Here is a 21185-nt window from a genome sequence, read left to right on the forward strand (position 1 = left end):
ATTGGCTTAAAAAATAAAGACGCTTATTAAAGCGCCAGCTTAGCGGATTCCTTTGCACGTTGAATTGCGGCTAAGACATCGTCACCCGTTCCGAAAACCTGCGCGATCTTGATTCGCAGGTCCCGGGAAACCGTTCGACGGCCGTTTTCAACGTCAGATATGCAGGACTGACTCACGGATAAAGCCTCCGCGAAACTTGCCTGCGTCATACCGGTCATAACGCGGATGCCGCGAACTCCCGTTCCGTCCATTATCACAGACCCCCTTGTCCTATTTGTAATAACGCCTGTCCATTAAATAAAACAGCCAGGAACGTCCGTTCCCTTCCTCACTAGTATGTAAATCTGTACGGGGATAAGCTGAATACCCCGTACTTCATCCGCAAGTAACGTTTTACCACTTCCGGACGTCTTTTCTTGACTGATACAACGCCGCTTTCACCTTTTTGGGAAGGTCGATACGGTCTAAAGTGTGTAGATACCTGTTCGCTGTCCATCGTCACCCCCTGCGGCTTCTGCCGTCCTCCTTTATTCCGCGCTTGGGCCTTTCGATCAATGGTATCTTCCTTATAGCACACCTCTGAAAACTGGTTGACGTGCTCCAATTCGTAAGGGCTATAGAACGGGTATTCATGTTGCTGACGTGCTTGGTCGCGTTTCCTCCGCTCATCCCCTTCGTTTCTATGCCGACGGATTCGAAGCATTTCGGCCCAACGCGTGCAACGTGGTCCGCATCGCTTGGCGTTTCCGCTGGGACTGGTATCAATGAAGTAGCTTCGGCAACATTCGCATACTTTTCGCCTCTTGAGCATAGCTGGCGTAAGGAAGTTCATCTCCATTTCTTGATACGCACGGGCAGCGCCGCCCAACGGAGGATACTCCTTGCTATACTCATCCGGCTCCTCTCGGAATCTGTCGCGCAGCATTAAACCGTTCGCCAAGTCCTCTGCGAGAAGGAAGTCGGTCAATAGTTCAAGCGCAGTTAACTCGCGGTATGTCGGATATACACTCTTGGAGCGCTCGACCAAGATTGCCAGAATAGCCAACACGCCACGCATCCGATGGTCTAACGGTATACTCGCGTTCCACACATAGTACATCTTACGTGTGTTTGGTAACGACCAAGGGATGGCGTCAAGAATATCGGTGTATTGAAGAGAGCGGAAATGTTCGTCGAAGCGGCTGTAAACATACTGATCGAGTGGTGTGACGATTACCCTGAGCTGCGCTTCTGCTCCGTGTTGTGTCAACTTTTTGACTGCTGCCATGTAGTCTCCTCCTTAGATTTCGTAATCTGCCCACGCTTTTAGCAGCGATCGCATACGGCTTGACGGTAGATAAAGACGAATAGGCTCACCCCTACGGACGCGAGAACGCCATATCCACTGAAGCAGATCGGACACCGCGAGCGCGCCCAAGTTAATGCTGACACCGTTCTCCTCAAAAAACGCCTTCTCCTGCGGATTCAGGTATCGGTTGTATACGTAGGCCAACGCCCACCTATCGGCGTACTCGTTAGTCGCTCGTGTATTTACAGGTATGAAACTGTCCGCAAAGCCGCGACCTTTCAAAGTACCGCGATGATCCTTGAGCGTGGTCCATAGTATCTCTCCCGCTTTCGCATCGCATTGATTGCGCAGGAACGTATAGAGATTCCTCTTTAGCTGTATCATCGTGTCTCCGTCGGCCCGATCAAGCCATGACGTACTAAGTGCGTTGGAACGTTTAGCTACATCATTAAGCTTACCGTCATAAACGTCGATTAGTTGAAACAGTTCCTCCCGCCGCTCGTTCCGTTTATCGTATTCGACAAGTTCGTAGCAATCACCGCATTTCTGAACCGCTTTGTATTCATATGGAATGCCGTGCATGTCGAAATAGTACCTCTGTAACTGTCCGTCAAATAAATAGGTCATTGAGTAGACGCTATCAAACGTAGAGAACACACGCGGCGGAAACGTCCATACAAGGAACTGGTTTCGGTAGATAAAAAGATTACCCGCTTTCGCAAGCCGTTTAATGTCCGCAAAACGCGAATCTGAGTATTCATCGAATAACCAAATGACTCGGTTATCTACAATCTCAATGTACTCGGACCTAATCAGCGTCTTGATATCCTGAGTGCCGATGTTCACCCGCTCCACAACGTCCATCGCCTCGTCGAGAATCAGCGTATATCCCGCACCGGTTAGAAGCTCGATCAACTCATCGTCAGCGTCACGAAAAAGACTGTGTGTCGCGCAGATATCCTCACCGCGAATTATAAGTTGCTTGAGGTCAAACATCTTCCGTCCCTTGGCGTTGTTGTTATCCGGTGCCACAATCTCGCGACGAGTCAAAGCCGCCCGAACACGCTCGATCTCAGCAAGAAACGGCGTAATAAAAATAAATTTACTCTCCGCTGGAGCTTCGTTCATATGTGAGATAGCCCACGAAGTTTTTCCGCTTCCCATAACCGAGTCAATTACGATTACCTTATCCATCGCCATACCTCCTATATTTTGTAAGTAGCTATGACAACATCAGCGAGGGAAAACGTATCTTTTTCCTTTAAGGAACGACGCCGGAAACCCTTGATGCATAAGGCTTTTTCGAGAAAACCAGCACACCTACGTTGCTAAATCACTTTCGACGTGATGGTTTTTATCACGGAGATAGCGAACGAAGTGAAGCTATTGATACGGAGTGTTAACGCAGAACCACAATGGTTCACCGACAACACAGCGCCACTTACTGCCGCCTCCCTTCGGTCGTTGCCTCACCGCGCCCAAAAGATGGCACGATGAAAGTGTATCTCTACCAAAGTCTTTCTCGCGTTTAGAATATGTACAGACGTCCCGGTTAGGGGCGGATGTCCGCAGGAGCGCAGCGACGCGGAAGGTAAAGCGGATAAACACGACGTATCTACCGTTGTAGCGTCTACTTTCCCGGTAGTAACGTATCCCGGTATATCTCGGTTAGGCGCGTTAATTTATCCGGCGTAAGTTCTAGTTCTCTTTCGAGCATATCCGCCCTGACTTTCGGTAGGTTACGGGCTCCGTTCTCGACGTAGGACACGAATCGTCCACTCACGCCCATCAACGCGCCGATATCTTCGTATGAGAGCCGATAGACTGCGCGGATAATACCGATATTGCTTTCGTTAACGATCGCCATATAAAGCGTCCTCCCTCCGTAAGATAATTGAGCGGCAGCCCACAGCGGAGCCGCCGCGTTGTTGTACGATTAAGCCTCCAAGATGGCTGCCTTTTCTCGTTGTAGTGCTGCGGTTATACTGCTTCTCAATTTACCTACTTTAATTATTCCTCGTGGTATCCGTTTCTCAATGAGCCTGCTGGCTTTTGGAAAGTTACCTTCAGCTTCAGCTAGTTTTGAAAAATCTGAGAGGACGCTGTCTACGCGCGATTTGAGCAATCCCCCTAATCGTGAGTAAGGTCCTTCCGAGAGTAGTTTAGAGAGTTTCTGGATATGATACATTTCATCGGACAGATACACCGTACTAAGCGCGTAACCCTCCGCATTTATAGCGTGATCCACGTTGTATGCGTGTTCCATGGCCCGAAACATGGACGCTTGGATACCGGCCAGCGTCATATAAAACACAACGTCGATCCCCTTCGCTTCCGCACGCGCTGTTACGAAATTAAACTCTACGCTCAACTGATCTTTCAATGTTTGTACATTTGCTAATACTGTCATAATAAAATCGCTCCCTTTTCGTTTGGTTTTATGAGATGCGGTTCCCCGCGGTCTACCTACTTAACCGAATGCGCGGCGTAATTGTGCACACAAGAATATAGAAAGTTCGCACGCGCTTCGCACATCGTCTTACACTACTTTGTATCCGGCGGATTGAGTTTGGCACAGGTGGACGTGATGTTTTTCCGTCTTACATAGATAAAACAACAGCAACACAGCCTTTCGCACACTCCTGCGGAAATTTATTTCGTCCCGTCATAGATAACACGTCGGTCGATGACCGTTTCGCACATCGGATACAGTTTTATCTACAGCGAATTTTGATTCCGCACAGGTTCACGTGAAATTTTCGTCCTACATTTAATATAGGGACAAGAGATCACGAATTTGGGACACCTTCCTTCATTGAAATTTCTTCGACACTATATATAAGCACACGTTTATTCTAAATTGGGACATCGTCTCCTCTCCTTTTATATAAGGACAGAAACTTTTCAAAATGGGACACGCACAAAAACTTTTTTCGTTATTTTTGAAACCAATCAGAACTCACGTTCGTATTACTGGATATAACAAGCAGACGACCGGTGCCTGAACCGGATTTACCGGCCGATCGTCCACGGATGGAAGCGTAGTTGCCGCTACACTTCCGGATTTATATGAACCACGCCTGCCTGACGGATATTGCCGTATCCGGACGTAGGAATTATCGGAACGGGCCAGCCTACGAGACGTTGGCGCGTCTTACGTAGACCAACCGGAGAACCACCGAGCAGTTAGCGCTACTCAGCTTTAAAGCAGCGACCTGTTAGCGCAGGCCGGATGTCCGTATGGCGTTCTCTTCGATTGACGTCGAAAAGTACGGACATTTAGCCGCCAATGTTGGCGCAAAGACAGCCGGATAATACACGCGCGTCTCCTCCCCGTTAGGCGTTGGCGGAACGTTTGGCGCCATTCCGAACACCGTTAGTTCATTGGAGGCGCGTCAGCCCTTCTTCTTAACGAGATTCAACTCGATATCGCCGCGGTCTTCGAGCCATAAGAGCTCATCTACCAAAAACGTTAACCCGTTCATGGCGCGGATATGATCGAGGACTTCCGTAACCACTTCCAGCAAACCGCGCTGAACGTTCTTCCCGAGTTGAAGACCGCCGGAATCCCCGTCGATAAATAAATGCGTGTGTTCCGGGTGCTCGACTTTGCGGACGTGACGGAGCCACAAAATCCCTGTCTCAAGATGAAAGAAATAACGGTCAGCGTACAAAACGCCCTCCACGAGCTCATACATATGCGGCAGGTCGTACGGACCGTAAGCAAGCGCCGCCTGTTCTAATACGATTGACATCGTTGACTTAATTTCCATACTTATCGACTCCTTCGTATCTAAATCCGATCGGCTTCATATCGGCGGCTGTAACGTTGTGTCCGGTGTCATTCGCGTCTTGAACCGCCTGCTCGATCGCAATAGACCGCAGTTCATCCTTCGTAAGCTGGCGCGGCGAATATACCGGAAAGGTCATGCGGATGTCTCCGAACTCGACGACGCATCTATAACAGTGATCAGCCGCCATTAAGAAACGCCTCCATTCGGAAATACATTGTTAAATGCTGTATCTAGTTCTTTTAACGTCTCGACCCGCTCCGCGTCGGTGAAGTGCGGACTCTCTAATACGTTACCGACCGCGAGTGTATAGAAACGGAACGCGATCATCAACGCATCGCCGTAGGTCTCCGACCCAAGTCGGTAATCCGTGAATATTTCCAAGTACGTCATTACGTCAACACCTCCCGCGCTATCAACACGACAGCGTAGATGAATCTAAGAATCGAGACAATACGTTTGCGATTTTTACGTGATAATACGATGTTACGCGTAGCTGGCGAATTTACTGTTTCGTTCAATCTGTACGCCTCCCTTCCTTACGATGAACCCGAGTTCCTTCATTACATCCATTGACAGCGTTAAACTACCGAGCGGTGACCGCCGACTGACTCCGGTTATCTTCGAGAATGCGCGCGGCTGTATAACGAGTTCCTGACGTGTGCCGACGTAGCGTAATATGTAGTTGCCCGTAGTCGGATCGAGTATATAACGGACTTGAGCCGGTGTAACTAGCGGACGAACAACACGGAAGACTTCCCGTTTCATTTCTGCGTCCAACTCAAAACCGAGTTCGACGATTTGTGCCGGAGTAGCTAAGACTGTGTCACCGTAGAGAAACGGATTAGCTTGCGGTATAATGGAAAAGAATAATTCCGATGTAACGCGAAGTTCTTGACGTTTGCGGCCGCTTCCGACCGTGATGATGACGTTACTTTCGCGACGATTACGGATGAAACCTAACGTGATTGACATATGATTGCGCCTCCTAGCGAGATATATAGGATGAGTTGCGTTGATGCTTCGGAACAGTACGATGTTGCTCGGGATAATCACTCGTTTTATTGAATTGTTGAAACCAATCTGCTACTATTAACGTATAATAATTTGCGCATGTCAGCATGTTGATTTATTAATATGTCTACATAATACAATGTATATTTCATCATGTCAATATGTTGATTAGTTATTTTTTTTTGGAGGAATGAAATGAGCCGCACACGAATACGTTGTACTCTTGGGGATATAATGGAAGAACGCGGTCTGAGTATCCGCGAAGTCGTAGAATTAACCGGAGTAAGCCGTAATACAATTACATCACTAGCTGCTAATGCAACTAAGCGCATTGACTACGATACACTTGAGGCGCTATGTCGAGGCTTTTCTGTTTCACCTGGCGAGTTACTTCAATATGTACACGACGAAAAAGACCGTTAATCTAGCGGTCTTTTTGCGTTAAATAAGCGCCCTCCCCTCGTACCCTTCCGTACCCCTTAACGTAGGTCTAAACGGGCTATTTCACGGTGATTTTACGGTGAAGCGACGCGACATACTCTGCGTTTAACGCAGGGAAATACCCAAGGTGGGTCGTCCGAACATGTACGTTTTGCATATTAATAGGTTTATTTATTCGCTTTAGTGAAATGAAGTAGGGATGAGGGGAATAGTATTCACGTCACTGGCTCGAAAGGAGGAGTCAACGTGAGTGAAGTCGCAACTCTATCAACGGATTTGCCGACAATAACCGCCGAGATTAACGCCTATAAACTGGTTGCGGGCGAGGCGATCTTCGAGATTGGCGCACGCTTAAAGGAAGTACGTGATGTCCCCGAAAAGTACGGCCTGTCCGGCTATCGGGATTGGGAGCGGTGGTGCGAGACGGAGTGTGATATATCGAGGCGTCATGCTAACCGTTTCATTAAGGTTGCGGAAGAGTTGGGGACCTCAGGGTCCCGAGATTCAGCGTTAGGGATTAAAGCACTCTACGAGATCGCAACGCTTCCGCCTGACGAGCGCACTCGGGAACACACGCTGAAATCTGGAGTTACGAAGGTTCCGGACGAAATGACCGTCCGCGAGTTACGCGAAGTTAAAGCTGCGCTGAAGGTCGAACGTGAGGCACGAGAACTTGCGGAGGCTCGCGCTGAGAAGGCGGAGGACGTAACACGCGTGTTACATGTCGAAGTTAATGTATATCCGGGTATACACCGCCTTTACAAACGACGAAAAAGCCCGCAATCCTCTACGTTGAGGACACGGGCTTTTAACGTGAAATTAGGCGTTTAAGGCGCTACCCTTACGTGGGTATTCAGAGCGGAGTTACTGCGCTGATTTGCGGTGAAAATACGTGATAATAACTTTACTCCCAACCACGATATCTCAATACTACCTTGTCCATTATTTCCTTCTTTAGATCAATTTTATTGTCGTTTTCTCTGAGTTGGAGGTTGAAAACTATTTCTGCTGAATGTATATTAATTGCACGACCGAATACATCAAAAAACATATCAATTCCGTCAGGTGCTCGTACGGTTGTAACTTTTAGACTAACTCCGTGATTCTCAGCGTCTAAGTTCAACGAAAGGGCAGCTCTTTCGATTGCTTTTATTAACTCTTGTTTCTCCTTCTCTTTTTCCTGTTCTATTCGTTCCTTCTCTAGTAACTCGTTATGTAACTCCACTAACTCTTTAAAGTAGTCCATTTAGCAACCCCCTACACTTAGTTATATATCGGAACAGGCACAACAAACCCGATCAGTGTACCCAACACCCCGCACGCGATCGCTAACGACATGATTATGACGCCCTGAACGTCCTTACCGGACTTTTTCGTCAAGTATCCGAACACAACGCCAGCGGCTCCGATAAGTAACGGGAAGAACAACAGCGATACGACAACGCAAAGCCATCCGAGTATTGGATAAACGTTAGGCTGCGTCTTCTTCCGTTCAAATCGTGCTTCGAACTTATCGCTCTCCAAACCGAATCCCCCTCCGTTATCTCACGTTTACCTAAATAATACCATTGGACTAGTCCGTTGTCACTACGGATTTTAGCTCGGGCGGCCTTGTAAATAGCGGCCCCGATATAAACAAATATAATAATATATTGTCAATATGGAGCTTAAAGAGTATAATAAAATAAAAAAGGATCGCTACGAAAAGAAAACATAGCGATCACAATTACTATCTTTTACCTTTTAAATTCGCTACTAGAAAGATTAGCATGGTAAAAATTCCAAACAAAAGCATAAGTAGCAGTGTCTGAAATGTGGACATGCTAGTTCACTCCTTTCCTTTAATATGGGTTAGGATTATTTGTCGTATTCTCTGTCTATTCTATATTATTTTATTATAATTTTCTACAAAAAATACCGCCCACCTCCGAAGAGATGAGCGTTTGTGTCGCGATTTACCGTTTGCGCTCTTTCTGAAGTGGACTAATTACGTTATTCATAGGCGTAAACTGGTCGTGCTTCTCTTTAATCGACTTGTCCGAAAGATGTGTATATCTCGCTACCATGCGGAGGTCAGTGTGGCCCATGATCTCCGCCAGATAACGCTCCGATCCTCCGTTTTCAAGAAACATCGTCGCGCTCGTATGGCGGAATAAATGAGGATGTACGCGTAAGGTAAGTCCAGCCTTTTTAACGTACCCCTTCAGCCGATCCCGGAAACGGTCATCGCGTACCGGCCCTCCATAATTCGTAAGGAACACGTAATCCGAATCAAAGTCCTCGCACTCCTTTAGTAGCTCTCGGATAAGCCTTGCGGTCCGCTGCTGTATCGGCACAGTCCTTCCGCGTCGTGACTTTGTTATCATCTCGCTTAGATACAGCGTGCCTTCCTCTGTATTCACTTCCGTTTTCTTTAACGAAAGAACTTCGTTTATGCGCATAAAAGAGTCGATCAATACATTCATGATTACATAATCGCGGAATCCCGCATACGTCCGCTGGTCCGGCTGCGCTAGAAGCTTTTTCAAGTCCTCTACGCTCATAATCGTTATCTTCTTCTCCGGTTCCTTAACCTTCTTAATTTTAGCGGTCGGGTCCCGTTCAATAAGCCCCTCGTCCTCCAAGAACCGAAACATTGTCCGTATTGATTTAAACTTTGTATTGACCGTCACAGGAGCCAGCCCTACCGTTCTGTCGCGTTCGTGTTTATGCGGATGGTCGTGAAACTTCCGCTTGCTGTGAAGAAGATGCGCAATGAACGAGCGTAGCAATTCCGGTGTTATCGCTGTCACTGATCTTTCGATATTAACTTCGTCTAGGTAAAAACATAAACACCCGTAACTTTCCCGATACATCTCCAACGTCCTCGGCGCACGCCCCTCCGCTATCTTCGCGTGATAGAAAACTTCGAACAACTCATCAAGAGACTTCGCCGCCCCCTTCCTTCCGTTCTTATACCGCTTGCCTGTCCGATTATCCAAAACAAAAACGCCCCCTACCGTTAATTTATACGATAGAAGACGCAGACCCTTCGTAAAGCTAGGCGCGCACACCTGCACCCTTTCCGCCTCGTCCAGCTGTCAACAAACGCTGATACAACGGGGGATTAGCGGCCAACTCCGAAATAGGTGACCCCAAGGGCGCGCGCTACCTGACTGCGCCATACCCCGATATAACCATTGTATGTAAACCGATGTTGTTATTTTCCATTATAAGGTGACCATAAAATCCTGTAAATCCATTTTTCTAAAAATCACGCAGTTGATCAAAAAGCTCAAACAACAGATCTCTGTCAATGAGAGTTTTTCTTTGCTCACCAAGCTGCTGCTCCACTAGATCCAATAGACCTGACAGCACCATATAGATTTCTTCGCGCTCTATTGTTTCGATAAACCCGGTACGACGATCCAATTTGTTAAAAGCTTCTGTATATTCCGTCACCAGCGATTTCAATCTTGCATTCACTGTATTGATGTCCATCTCTTCATCCATTGTTCTTGCAATCGCCAGCATTTTTTTATACAGTTGGGCGGATTTTTTGGCATTGGCTGCTGTAATCTGCTCGCGTCCATCCCAATCCCGAAACGGATTGTCCAGATTTTCAGCCAGCCATTCCGGTTTGCGTGCTTTGGTAATGGAGAGGTCTAGTCCACGTGGGACTTCTTTTTTGTAAGCAGCCTTAATCAACTTGCCTGCGTCTGCTGGTAAGCTGGTCATCCACAACATGGACAAATGTGGCAATCGGTCTGGAGTAGGAAATTCTTCACCCGTGAATCCGAACAGGTCGTATGTAGTGAATTGGCGCAGCTCCTTGAGTTGCTCTAAGCTGTGCAGATTAGAGATGATTCCCGGCTTGCCCCAGATCCGTAATTCATATAGATGAGGGAAACGCGCGACAATTTGCTGCATATTGATTTCGTTAACACCAGTCAAAGAAAGCCCATTTAAGCGATCAAGTCCGTGAAATGTAGGAACATCGGCAGGTTTTTGAATATCCATCCATCGTCCATCCTCATGAGCATGAATCGTCAGACGGGGTGAAAGATTGCCACTTAACATGAGTTGTTCCAGGTCCTCGTTCAGATAAAGTTCTTCGATACCTTCTGCATTTAAAATAAGCCGACTTACATGACTATTTCTGAGATCCAGTTGGCTTGAGCTACATGATGCGAGCTGAAGTTCATGAATCAATGGATTACTATTTACATAATGAATCAGTGCTTGATCTGCGTTATTGGTGTGGATAGTCATCAGGCAAGGAAGCTTGTCCAATTCAGACATATCGTGTACTGCTTGCAGGATCGTATCGTTAATTTTACTGGTATCCCGGCGTATGCTCTGACCCCCGATCTCAATCAAGGTGTCATCGTTTGCAGCAGCTTTAAATTGTTCCCGTTTACCCGGATCAATCTTTTCCCAATTACGCTGACGATGCAGGCTTCCTCCAACATGCCACCCACCACTGTAACTGTTCGTTTCCTCCTGAACTAAGGGTGGGATATTGCCGACCAAAGTATAGTTAGGCGGGACATTGGCTCCGACAAAACTATGATCTAAGCGATTGTTCCAGAAATAAAAATCGCAAACGAGAGGTTTCATCGTATGTAGTTCTGCCCCATCCGGTAGACGATCTCCTGTCCAATCCAGTTCAAGTACAGCGGCAAGCTGTGGGTTTCTTTTAGAATCAGTCTCTCTAAGCATGGTGATCTGACAGGCTACATATTGCTGCAATTTGTCCGAGTACACACAATAAATATCTCCAACGGATGGTATCATCGTAATCTCCTTTATGTAACATGATTCTGTAAAAATTTTTTTTTTTAGTATAGCAAAAGATTCTACTGGTGGTTCACTTCTAATCTCAAAAAAAGTTGACAACGTTTTCAGATCATGATAACTTATCCGTGAGGCTTGTTACCGGTAATGCGGGCAAAACCACAACGGAGATGATGATGTTTATTTCTGTTGTAGTTTTGCTCTTTTTTATTCCTCAAAATGGGTGGTTCAATGTGATAATTAAACAAATCTTCAACAATAATATTGTCAGTACGGTGGATGATAAAAATCAGGAGCTGCTTATCCTCGGCCGGGGTATCGGCTTTAACTTCCGTGCGGGTGACCCGATTGATGAAAATCGGATCGAGAAAATTTTCCGTCTTCAGGATGCAAATATTTATGAGAAGTTTAAAGCGACTGTCATGGAAGTTCCGATTGATATTTTACAAGTCACCGATGACATTGTTAGTCTGGCGCGCACACAGTTGAACAAAAAAATAAGTGACGGTATCTATGTATCCCTATCCGATCATATTCATTTTGCCATACAGCGTATGGAGCATGACATGATCGTACGTAACCCATTATCATGGGAAATTCAGCATTTTTATAAGGCTGAGTATGACGCTGCCAAAGAATCGTTAACGCTTTTGCGCGAACGTCTGGGTATTGAATTCTCTAAGGAAGAGATTTGTAATATTGCCCTTCATTTCGTGAATGCTGAAATTAACGATTCGATGAATGATGTCACTCATATGATGCAGTTGCTTCAGGAGATCATGAACATTATTAAATATCATTTTAATGTGGAATTTGATGAGGACAGTGTGAATTACTTCCGTTTTATTACACATCTCAAATATTTTTGCCAGCGCGTTATTACGCATTCAAGCCATGATGATGCAGAAGAATATTTGTATGAAGTCGTGAAGAAAAATTATGCGGACACTTTTAAATGCATTGGTAAAATCGAAAGATTTATTCAAAAGAACTATAAGTACACCATGACGCATTCTGAGCAATTGTACCTGACACTGCATTTGGAGCGTCTCATCAAAAGAAAATAGAATATTTTTCAAGGCTTGTCACTGTTAAATCAGGCAAAACCTGAATGAAAAAGGCTCACGATACGTGGGTCTGCTCATTCGGGTATTTTTTTACCTAAAAATGGGGGAATTCAAGATGGATCAACAGGAAATAGCCCAAAAAATTGTGGCCTCCGTTGGTGGAACAGATAATATTAATTCTGTATATCATTGCGTTACACGCTTGCGCTTTGATCTCAAGGATAACGGCAAGGTAAATCAGGATGAATTAAAGAAGCTGGACAAGGTTATGGGCACAAATATATCTGGTGATCAATTTCAGGTCATTATCGGCAATGAAGTGGCCACAGTATTCAATGCGATGGCACAGCTATATCCTGTTTTAAAGAGCGACTCCAGCGAAAAGAAACCTTCTGAAAAAAAGAAACAAAATGCTATCTCCAGATTGTTTGAGTTCATTGCAGGTGTATTTGCTCCTATTTTGCCTGCCATTGCCGGTGCAGGTTTGCTCAAAGGTTTGATTGCTTTGCTCGTATCCGTGGGCTGGCTTACAGCGGGCACGGATACGTATCGAATTATCTCAGCGATCGGAGACGGAGTCTTTTATTTTCTACCGCTATTGATTGCTGTGAGTGCCGCCCGAAAATTCGGTTGTAACCCTTATGTCGCCGTTGCCATCAGTGCAGCACTCATGTACCCGGACATGGGAACGTTATTATCGAGTGGTCAAGCTGTTTCCTTTATAGGTATTCCGGTTACTGCCGTTACCTATGCGTCCTCCGTTATCCCTATACTTCTGGCCATTTGGCTGATGTCTTATATCGAAAAAGGCGTAGATCGTATCATTCCTTCTTCTTTTAAGCTATTACTTGTCCCATTGATTACGATGCTCATTGTCGTTCCGGTTACATTGATCGCTATTGGACCGCTGGGTACTCTGATCGGTAATGGATTGTCAGGCGGTATTAATTGGCTGATTTCCGAAGGCGGCTTGTTCGCAGGTATTATTTTGGGCGGAGCTATGGCGCTGATCGTGATGACAGGCATGCACTATGCGCTAGTTCCAGTCATGATCAGTAATTTGGCGAAACTGGGTTTTGACAAGTTTCTGCCGCTGACCTACATCTCCAATATGGGGCAGGCAGGAGCAACCATGGGAGTATTCTTCCGTGCAAAGAATAAGAAGCTGAAATCTGTAGCATTTTCTACAAGCCTGACAGCACTTATGGGTGTCACCGAGCCTGCTATGTATGGGGTTAATATGAGATATAAACGGCCTTTTGTGGCGGGTATGATCGGTAGTGCCGCAGGTGGTGGCTTCTCCCTTGCCTTTGGTGCGAATGCCTATGTACTGGCGGGCAACGGTGGGATTCCGGGGCTACCTGCACTGATTGGACCGACGTTCTGGTATGCATTTGGCGGTATGGTAATCGCATTCGTTGTAGCCTCAATCGCAGCTATACTGATGGGGATTAACGAAGAACAGAACGACGAAGATGTGCAAACCACGAGCGAAACGGCCGTCTCTCCAGCAAACCGTGACAGCTCAACGGGTTCCTCTAATGAGATACAGGAGGATGTAAATATTCCAGCTTCGAATGAGACGATCTATGCTCCAATGACAGGTCGATCGATTCCACTAAAGGAAGTGAATGATCCGACATTTGGTGACGAATTGATGGGTAAAGGCGTGGCCTTTGTTCCTGCCATTGGCGAATTGTCCTCACCTGTGAGCGGCACCGTGCTGAATGTGTTCAAAACGAAGCACGCCATGGTGATTCGCAGCAACGACGGTGCAGAGCTGCTCATCCACGTTGGCATCAATACCGTTAAGCTTCGCGGGCAGTTTTTTGAGGCTCATGTTCAGGCTGGTGATGTAGTTCAAGCAGGCGATAAGCTGCTCACGTTTGATCTGGAGCATATCGCAAAAGAATATGATATCACAACAGCCATGGTTGTCACCAATACAAGCGATTATCAATCTGTTTTTCCAATCAAGCTGGGGGATATCATCATGAAGGAACCCGTACTGAAGGTAGAAATCTAAAAAACGATAAAGGAGCTCACACTTATGAGTAAAGCACAAGTATTTCCCGAGAACTTTCTATGGGGAGGCGCTATCGCCGCCAATCAAGCTGAGGGCGCATTTGACGCAGACGGCAAAGGCTTGTCTACCGCAGATATGGTTCCTTATTATAAGAAAAAAGATTATGCCAATCTTAGTGCCCTCATGCACGTATCCAGTGAAACGATCACGGAGGCCATGGAAACAAAAACAGCTGAGGGTTATCCGAAGCGTTATGGAATAGACTTTTATCATCATTTTAGAGAAGATATTGCGTTATTTGCCGAGATGGGCTTCAAAACATTCCGTCTTTCCATTAACTGGAGCCGCATTTTCCCTAATGGAGATAATCAGGAGCCGAATGAAGCTGGCCTACGGTTCTATGACAATGTTTTTGACGAGCTACACAAATACGGTATCGAACCTCTGGTTACGCTATCCCATTATGAAATGCCAATGACACTGGTGTTGAATTATGGTGGTTGGGCAAACAGAAAAGTCATTTCGTTCTTTGTGAAGTATGCCGAGACCGTTATGAACAGATATCAGAATAAAGTGAAATACTGGCTGACGTTCAATGAAATCAATACAACCCTTATTGAACCTTTCACAGGCGGCGGAATTGTCGGGGACAAGGAAGATAATCTGCTGCAAGCGTCCTATCAGGCATTACACCATCAGTTCGTCGCCAGCAGCCTGGTAACCAAAAGAGCACGTGAAATCAATCCGGCGTTCCAAATCGGCTGTATGCTAGCCAGAATGATCCATTATCCTGCTACGAGCAGCCCGGAAGATGTACAGCAAGCTCAGATCGACAACCAGATGAACCTGCTTCACACCGATGTCCAGGTACGCGGTAGCTACCCGCCAATCATCAAGCGTTATTTTGAGGATCATCAAATTCACATCGTAAAAGAAGCAGAAGACGAGCAGATTTTGAAAGAAAATACTGTCGACTTTATTTCCTTCAGCTATTATACATCCCTCGTCTCCACTACAACGCCGGAGAAGTATGGAGTTACTGGAGGTAACCTGTACAGTACCGTCAAAAATCCAAATCTGAAGGTGACGGAATGGGGCTGGCAGTTGGACCCGATTGGCTTGAGAACGGTTTTGAAAGAATTGTATGATCGCTATCAATTGCCTTTGTTTGTGGTAGAAAACGGGTTGGGAGCCAAGGATACTGTCGAAGAAGACGGCTCCATTATAGATGATTACCGGATTGACTATTTCAGACAGCATATTGAACAACTAAAAGAAGCTATCCTGGATGGCGTTGAGGTGATTGGCTACACCAGTTGGGGAGCAATTGATATCATCAGTGCATCCACTTCAGAAATGTCCAAACGCTACGGATTTATTTATGTCGATCAGGACAACGAAGGCCACGGAACCCTTAACCGCAAAAAAAAGAAAAGCTTCGACTGGTATAGAAAAGTGATTGCTACGAATGGCGAGGATTTGGGTTAATTTAGATTAGAGACTGCCCCTCATTTGTGAGTCAGGAATCAAACACCTGGCAAGTTAACCAGCCAGTCGTCGGATATCAACCGACGGCTGGTTATTTAGTTTATGTTGCACCTCATACTACGCCAAACGAGTTTAAAAATAACTCCCCAGTCCACCCTACTATGATTATCGTTAATAGTAGAATTTAAAAGACAGATGGTCCGATACGATGCAAACTCAAATTTTAATATGACATTAAAGTCACTTTTCTGTACAATATTCCTGCTTTTGACTATTATTTTACTTAGGCATCTAAAAACCGCTTTGAAAGCGAAAGGGATGGAACTGTGACTGGATTAAAACAAATACTCAGAAACAAGAATTATGTCAGGTTTTTTCTGGCAACCTTCGCCTCACAAATGGGAGGAATTATCGGGGTTACAGCATTCATGTTTTATTTGTTGAAACGGTTTACAAATCAGCCATACTATGCAACGCTTGCCGAGTTAATGTATTCGCTTCCGATGCTGGCAGTATTTCTCGTGGTTGGAGTGCTGGCAGATCGGATGGACCGACAAAAAATTGCTGTTAATTGTGACTGGATCAGCGCTTTTTTATCCTTATGTTTGCTTATTTTTATTTGGGTCGATTCGATTCCTTTGATATTTGCCCTCCTCTTCATCCGTAGTGCTGCCTCCAAATTTTTCTTTCCAGCCGAAAGTGCCATTATACAGGGGATATTAAACGAAGATGATTACACCATTGCCGCAGGCCTCAATCAAATGATGGGGAGTCTTTTCATGTTATTTGGGGGAACTCTGGGGGCCGTCATTTACTGGCATCTTGGAATTACTGGAGCGATCCTAATTGATGCTGTTTCTTTTATTGTGTCTGCACTGCTCATTCGTTCCTGCAAAATTCCAAAGGAAGTACGCCTTCCGAACGGGGCACATCAATTTAAACAATTAAAATTCAAACTGGTCATGCACGACTTTAAACAAGGGTTTCTTTACATATTACGCAACAAACTATTGATTTGGTTGGTTTCAGGATTTTTTATGTTCGGTATTTTGAATGGTGGATTTAGCGTTTTACCGATGTTTATTCTTAAATATAAGCTAGCTCCAGGCAACTATGAGCAATATATGGTATGGACAGGTATTATTTTTGGAGCTGGTGTGTTGCTTGGTACCCTAATCGCTTCTCTCATCTCCGCCAAGCTAAAGCTACACCAAATGATTGCAGCGGGAGTTCTGGTAGCCGGAATGGGTATGTGCACACTTGGATTTGTTAACCACCTCTATGCTTTTCTGATTATCAACTTTGTCATTGCACTGATACTTCCGTTCATTAACATTGGCATAGGAGGATGGCTTCCTCGTATTGTAGATCCTCAAATGATGGGACGTGTGCAAGGTTTAATTAATCCGCTAATGATGCTGTCCCAATCTCTTACATTGGGTTTCATTGCTGTAAGCTTTCCTTCATTTATTTCAATTGAAGCCTTATTTTTATTAGTCGGGATCTGTACCGTTATTGTAGGAATATATTACACTATTGTGCTCCCCCGTTATGCTGATTACGGCACTTCTTCTAACGCCCTTCAGGAATCTTTATAGGCAGATTAAAAGAGTCCTAAGTTGAATTGCCACTTCTGTCTCCATATCCAGTGCAGAGGTGGCTTCATCATAGCTCCCCTCAAATGCTCCACAAGCACGTACATTATGGTAGATACAAAAGTTAAGAGGTCAAAAACGGAGATCAAGGAGTTAACCATGCAAAGCAAAAAAGTGTTAATACCCGCAGCATTACTTCTTTTAATACAATTAAGCGTTCCTGTCTGCTATACCTTTGCGCAGGAGATCCTTATCATAGATCAAGAAACGAAAGAGAGAATCAAAGAACAATATGACTTGGAAGAACCTCTGTCACCTATACTAGAGCAGCAGCAAAACATTTTATTCGGAGGTGATTGGGGCTTTAGTCCTTCTGCCGATGCCGCGATGCTGGAATTGATCATATGGATTCGGAATCCGCTCATTTTCATCAGTCAACAACTGGTACATTCACTGAAATCATAAGCTGTTTTCTATTCGGTAAGTTCCATGATATAGAGCATAAGGGTCATTTATTTTGTAGTAAGTTGTCTGCCACTTGGGGTCACTTCATCCTTCTTATTGAAAAGGTTTAATTCAATGGGTCCCCTACCATGTAGCCACAGCAGTTCATCGAATAAAAATGTCAGTCCATCCTTGGCGCATAAGCGTTCGATGATCTCCGTGACAACTTGCATAACTTCCCCTTGTACACCCTCTGCCAGTTGCAAACCTCCGCTCTCTCCGTCCAGGTAAAGATGCGTATGATATGATTGCTCCACCTTCTTCACATGGCGCAAGCACAGTATGCCATTTTCGAGGTAAAAGAAGTATTGATGGTCATAAAGAACCCCTTCGCATATCTCATACATATGAGGGAAATCATACGGCCCCTGCACCATTGAGACCCGCTCCAATCCCATTACTGATTCTGTCATAAATCCTCGCTCCATTCGTCTATTCATTTATCCAATGATATTAAAGACTAAAGAATTCATTAAAATATTTAAAACGTTGTTATGAGCATTACTACTTATTGTATTTGTGTTAATATCCTTTCTTCTACAGATGGTTTGTTCTAAACTAGGTGTCTGGACGATAATTTATTGCTAATTGTAAAACGTTTTGGTACGATAAGCATATTACTACAACGTTCACAAATAACATCCCAATAAACTCAATGCACATTACAGTGTTACTTTTATTGTTTTCAGTATATATTCAACAGCGTATATTGTCAATACTTCGATGTTACTTTTTAACACTATAGAATGCATTTAGCTGGAGGAAAATATGATAAAGATTCATCTTTCCCGTATTATGGGCGAAAAACGAGTAAATATTGCCGAGCTTTCCCGCATGACTGGATTACATAGAAACGGAATCACCAAACTTTACAACGAAGAAACAGACGGTGTGAAATTTGATACGCTAGATAAAATTTGTAAAGCTCTAGACTGCCATGTTCAAGATGTAATCGAGTATGTTGAGAATGATACAGACTAGATCCCTTCCGTTTATTTAACCCCTCCTCACGCATTATTTGTTTAGGATTAGCAACATAGTGACTGTTGCTAATTTCAAAGCATTTTGATCCTATGAAGGCATCAATCTAGATTACTTATAATCTTGTTAGCTAGGTTACTTAATTGCATGTATAGACTTCTCTTTTATTTATGTCAACTAGTTTACTTAATTACTTTGGAGGAATTGTTGTGATTAGATTTTCTCTTGATAAAATCATGAAGGATCGTGGACTCGAACAAAAAGATGTTGTTTCTATTACGGGAATTAATCGAAATACGGTTAAAGCTTTGGCCTCCAACGCAAACGCCCGAATTGACTTTCCAACCTTGAATACACTTTGTAGAACCCTTGGCGTACTCCCTGGTGAACTAATCGAATACTTGCCGGAAGACGATGAAGAGAGCCGTTAATTTGCTTACGGCTCTTTGTTCTTTACAAGCTAGATGAATGTGTACTTATAAATACTAGATGCCCCCTATTACAATTCCAAATACGAGCCACCACTTAGCAGATTCATCGTTTGCTCGTATAGCCGCACCAGTAAGTCTCCTTTCGCTTCCTCATCTGTAATGTAATACTCAAACGTCATATTTACTTTTGTATAAAAGAAAAATAAGTTAAAAGCAAGTCTCTTTGAAATGACTTCTTGGTCTTTTGAAAGCTTAGTTAACTGCTCCATACAATCCAACAGCTCATTGAACTCTTTTTGCAAAACAACCCCTCTTGATCTCATTTGAGGAAGCACAATATGCATCAATTTTTTTATTAGATTTTCTAATTCAGTTTGATTGATCGTCGTCAATCCCTACCTATTCAGTGGTTTTAGATGTATGCTCTCCACATATATAAAATCATCTTCCATTTAAAAGATTCCCTCCTACTACACTATCTTAATTCGAAGCAAAATTCACGGTAACACCACCTGATACCAAGATTGTTAAAAGATCTGTGAAATATTGCTGTGGTGAAAATCTATAGCACGTCTCTTTTTGATCCCACTCTTCCTCATATCTTTTCAAAAAGTAATGCGCGTTTTGCCAATGGATCGTGAACGGTCCAATAGCTCCAAAACCTCCACAGAGACAGTCCGATATACTGTCCAAGCTAAACCCATAGTACCCTCCGGGTCCATTAATCGCTTCACCAAGTGCTATAAAAAATGTTGTGAAATCCAATATGTATTCCCCGTCTAAAGTGTAGACTTCTCCTCGTTTATCCAGTTTGGAAGAATGATTAGATGAAGAATGTATTCTAGTCACATTTAGCCATCCGAACCGTTCTTCTTTAGAGAAGCCTTGCCATATGCTATTTTCAAGCGGCTGAGCTCCCTTTAAAAACTCCCATAATTTTAATTCCACAGGAGAGAGCTTCGTTTCAAGTATACCTGTTAACTCCAGATTGAAGTTTCCTTTATTGTAATTCAGTTTATGGATTATGTAGGATTCAGGTAGGTGATAATAATAGCTTCCAATCACTTTTTCTTCATCATTTAAAATAGCAATATACAAGCTGTATACAGATTGTTTTGTCTTTGTTATGCTTCCTATGAAATCCTTATTAAATACAAATTGTTCAAAAATCATTTTTTCGTACGTTTCAACGATGAGTTCACCCGTTAAGCCAACCACATCTCTACAATAGCCAACTGTGAGTCCACTTTCAGCGTCAATGACAGCAAATCTATATTTCATATCACACCTCTTTTTGTAAAATTTCCCTTAAAATAAAAGTGGATTATACCTTGGAGTTAATCCATAAACAATTCCCCTAAAACAGCCATTATTCGCATATATAACTGTGGTAATAAATCACCCGGTTCTTCACCTTCTTTTACGTAGACTAGTTCTGTTTCCACAGTGGTATACAAACGAAATAGTTTATATGCGAGACTCTTAGAGATGACCTGCTTGCCTTTTAAAATCTCACTCAACTGATCAAGGCAATTTAATATTTTATTAAATTCATGATGTAATATTATATTTTTCACTTTCAAAGCAGGAATTACTATCAAAATAAGATTAGATAACTTATTTTCCAATTCATCTTCTATCATGACCATTCCCCCTCATTACAAAAAAGCGAAAAGAATCTTTAAAGTGAAAATATTTTAAAATCCCATTGGAAGAGTATATTTTTATTTACATATGATAACAAATATATCTCTTTTGTATATAGCGAATATTATCGAGATAA

General features: G+C 44.0%; 27 protein-coding genes. 9 read left to right on the forward strand and 18 right to left on the reverse strand.

From position 1 onward, the window contains the following. Nucleotides 1–26 precede the first annotated feature (26 nt). The 10 genes from ACWXW9_RS14580 to ACWXW9_RS14625 form a co-directional block, all read right to left on the reverse strand. Entirely contained in the window at nt 27–251 is a 225-nt protein-coding gene (locus ACWXW9_RS14580; protein WP_494929969.1) for a helix-turn-helix transcriptional regulator, read from the reverse strand. Between the two features lie 80 nt (nt 252–331). After that, a complete protein-coding gene (locus tag ACWXW9_RS14585) occupies nt 332–1267 on the reverse strand; it encodes a hypothetical protein (RefSeq protein ID WP_494929970.1) in 936 nt (311 codons plus the stop codon). A gap of 12 nt (nt 1268–1279) precedes the next feature. Continuing rightward, the gene (locus ACWXW9_RS14590) at nt 1280–2482 is read right to left on the reverse strand and encodes a YonV family putative phage-derived protein (RefSeq protein ID WP_494929971.1); all 1203 of its coding nucleotides are present in this window, start codon (nt 2480–2482) and stop codon (nt 1280–1282) included. A gap of 436 nt (nt 2483–2918) precedes the next feature. Further along, a complete protein-coding gene (locus tag ACWXW9_RS14595) occupies nt 2919–3155 on the reverse strand; it encodes a helix-turn-helix domain-containing protein (RefSeq protein WP_494929972.1) in 237 nt (78 codons plus the stop codon). A gap of 69 nt (nt 3156–3224) precedes the next feature. Then, the gene (locus ACWXW9_RS14600) at nt 3225–3698 is read right to left on the reverse strand and encodes a hypothetical protein (protein WP_494929973.1); all 474 of its coding nucleotides are present in this window, start codon (nt 3696–3698) and stop codon (nt 3225–3227) included. 808 nt (nt 3699–4506) lie between these two features. After that, nucleotides 4507–4653, reverse strand: coding sequence for a hypothetical protein (locus ACWXW9_RS14605; RefSeq protein ID WP_494929974.1), 147 nt, complete (start codon nt 4651–4653; stop codon nt 4507–4509). Nucleotides 4654–4683: 30 nt separating this feature from the next. Next, nucleotides 4684–5043, reverse strand: coding sequence for a hypothetical protein (locus ACWXW9_RS14610; protein ID WP_494929975.1), 360 nt, complete (start codon nt 5041–5043; stop codon nt 4684–4686). A 7-nt stretch (nt 5044–5050) separates the two neighbouring features. After that, complete coding sequence (locus ACWXW9_RS14615; protein WP_494929976.1) at nt 5051–5269, reverse strand: hypothetical protein; 219 nt, start codon at nt 5267–5269, stop codon at nt 5051–5053. Beyond that, nucleotides 5269–5472: a hypothetical protein gene (locus ACWXW9_RS14620; protein ID WP_494929977.1), complete on the reverse strand. Its 204-nt coding sequence runs from the start codon at nt 5470–5472 to the stop codon at nt 5269–5271. Before ACWXW9_RS14620 ends, ACWXW9_RS14615 begins: the two co-directional genes overlap by 1 nt. Before the next feature lie 93 nt (nt 5473–5565). Continuing rightward, on the reverse strand, nt 5566–6054 hold the full coding sequence (locus ACWXW9_RS14625) for a hypothetical protein (RefSeq protein WP_494929978.1): 489 nt from the start codon (nt 6052–6054) through the stop codon (nt 5566–5568). A 234-nt stretch (nt 6055–6288) separates the two neighbouring features. Between ACWXW9_RS14625 and ACWXW9_RS14630 the strand changes: the two genes are divergently transcribed. Both ACWXW9_RS14630 and ACWXW9_RS14635 read left to right on the forward strand, forming a co-directional pair. Next, complete coding sequence (locus ACWXW9_RS14630) at nt 6289–6516, forward strand: helix-turn-helix domain-containing protein (protein ID WP_494929979.1); 228 nt, start codon at nt 6289–6291, stop codon at nt 6514–6516. A gap of 264 nt (nt 6517–6780) precedes the next feature. Next, nucleotides 6781–7365 (forward strand): DUF3102 domain-containing protein, encoded by a 585-nt coding sequence (locus ACWXW9_RS14635; protein WP_494929980.1) that lies wholly within the window; start codon nt 6781–6783, stop codon nt 7363–7365. Nucleotides 7366–7438: 73 nt separating this feature from the next. Here the strand turns inward: ACWXW9_RS14635 and ACWXW9_RS14640 are convergent, their stop codons facing one another. The 4 genes from ACWXW9_RS14640 to ACWXW9_RS14655 form a co-directional block, all read right to left on the reverse strand. After that, entirely contained in the window at nt 7439–7780 is a 342-nt protein-coding gene (locus ACWXW9_RS14640) for a hypothetical protein (protein ID WP_494929981.1), read from the reverse strand. Between the two features lie 17 nt (nt 7781–7797). Beyond that, the gene (locus ACWXW9_RS14645; RefSeq protein ID WP_494929982.1) at nt 7798–8058 is read right to left on the reverse strand and encodes a hypothetical protein; all 261 of its coding nucleotides are present in this window, start codon (nt 8056–8058) and stop codon (nt 7798–7800) included. Nucleotides 8059–8489: 431 nt separating this feature from the next. After that, nucleotides 8490–9515 carry a tyrosine-type recombinase/integrase gene (locus tag ACWXW9_RS14650; RefSeq protein ID WP_494929983.1) on the reverse strand — a complete coding sequence of 342 codons (1026 nt, stop codon included), beginning with the start codon at nt 9513–9515 and terminating at the stop codon, nt 8490–8492. Nucleotides 9516–9780: 265 nt separating this feature from the next. After that, on the reverse strand, nt 9781–11310 hold the full coding sequence (locus ACWXW9_RS14655) for a hypothetical protein (RefSeq protein WP_494929984.1): 1530 nt from the start codon (nt 11308–11310) through the stop codon (nt 9781–9783). A 233-nt stretch (nt 11311–11543) separates the two neighbouring features. On the opposite strand from ACWXW9_RS14655, the gene licT reads away from it, so the two are divergent. The 5 genes from licT (at nt 11544) to ACWXW9_RS14680 (ending at nt 17951) form a co-directional block, all read left to right on the forward strand. Then, a complete protein-coding gene (licT, locus tag ACWXW9_RS14660) occupies nt 11544–12377 on the forward strand; it encodes a BglG family transcription antiterminator LicT (protein ID WP_494929985.1) in 834 nt (277 codons plus the stop codon). 115 nt (nt 12378–12492) lie between these two features. Beyond that, a complete protein-coding gene (locus tag ACWXW9_RS14665; RefSeq protein WP_494929986.1) occupies nt 12493–14403 on the forward strand; it encodes a beta-glucoside-specific PTS transporter subunit IIABC in 1911 nt (636 codons plus the stop codon). 24 nt (nt 14404–14427) lie between these two features. Further along, entirely contained in the window at nt 14428–15891 is a 1464-nt protein-coding gene (locus tag ACWXW9_RS14670; RefSeq protein ID WP_494929987.1) for a glycoside hydrolase family 1 protein, read from the forward strand. Nucleotides 15892–16217: 326 nt separating this feature from the next. Further along, the gene (locus ACWXW9_RS14675; protein ID WP_494929988.1) at nt 16218–17489 is read left to right on the forward strand and encodes an MFS transporter; all 1272 of its coding nucleotides are present in this window, start codon (nt 16218–16220) and stop codon (nt 17487–17489) included. A gap of 156 nt (nt 17490–17645) precedes the next feature. Beyond that, nucleotides 17646–17951 (forward strand): hypothetical protein, encoded by a 306-nt coding sequence (locus ACWXW9_RS14680; RefSeq protein ID WP_494929989.1) that lies wholly within the window; start codon nt 17646–17648, stop codon nt 17949–17951. Nucleotides 17952–17998: 47 nt separating this feature from the next. Here ACWXW9_RS14680 and ACWXW9_RS14685 read toward each other — a convergent pair whose 3' ends face one another. After that, entirely contained in the window at nt 17999–18403 is a 405-nt protein-coding gene (locus ACWXW9_RS14685; RefSeq protein WP_494929990.1) for a hypothetical protein, read from the reverse strand. Between the two features lie 355 nt (nt 18404–18758). Here ACWXW9_RS14685 and ACWXW9_RS14690 point away from each other — a divergent pair, with 355 nt between their 5' ends. Both ACWXW9_RS14690 and ACWXW9_RS14695 read left to right on the forward strand, forming a co-directional pair. Next, on the forward strand, nt 18759–18971 hold the full coding sequence (locus ACWXW9_RS14690; RefSeq protein WP_044646690.1) for a helix-turn-helix domain-containing protein: 213 nt from the start codon (nt 18759–18761) through the stop codon (nt 18969–18971). A 209-nt stretch (nt 18972–19180) separates the two neighbouring features. Continuing rightward, nucleotides 19181–19402, forward strand: coding sequence for a helix-turn-helix domain-containing protein (locus tag ACWXW9_RS14695; protein WP_494929991.1), 222 nt, complete (start codon nt 19181–19183; stop codon nt 19400–19402). Between the two features lie 68 nt (nt 19403–19470). Here the strand turns inward: ACWXW9_RS14695 and ACWXW9_RS14700 are convergent, their stop codons facing one another. The 3 genes from ACWXW9_RS14700 to ACWXW9_RS14710 all read right to left on the reverse strand — a co-directional run bounded on the left by ACWXW9_RS14700 (nt 19471) and on the right by ACWXW9_RS14710 (nt 21045). Further along, nucleotides 19471–19794 carry a hypothetical protein gene (locus ACWXW9_RS14700; protein ID WP_494929992.1) on the reverse strand — a complete coding sequence of 108 codons (324 nt, stop codon included), beginning with the start codon at nt 19792–19794 and terminating at the stop codon, nt 19471–19473. A gap of 88 nt (nt 19795–19882) precedes the next feature. After that, nucleotides 19883–20683: a barstar family protein gene (locus ACWXW9_RS14705; protein WP_494929993.1), complete on the reverse strand. Its 801-nt coding sequence runs from the start codon at nt 20681–20683 to the stop codon at nt 19883–19885. A 56-nt stretch (nt 20684–20739) separates the two neighbouring features. Then, nucleotides 20740–21045: a hypothetical protein gene (locus ACWXW9_RS14710; protein ID WP_494929994.1), complete on the reverse strand. Its 306-nt coding sequence runs from the start codon at nt 21043–21045 to the stop codon at nt 20740–20742. Nucleotides 21046–21185: the final 140 nt, after the last annotated feature.

It is taken from the genome of Paenibacillus sp. LT-B23, assembly GCF_059417685.1.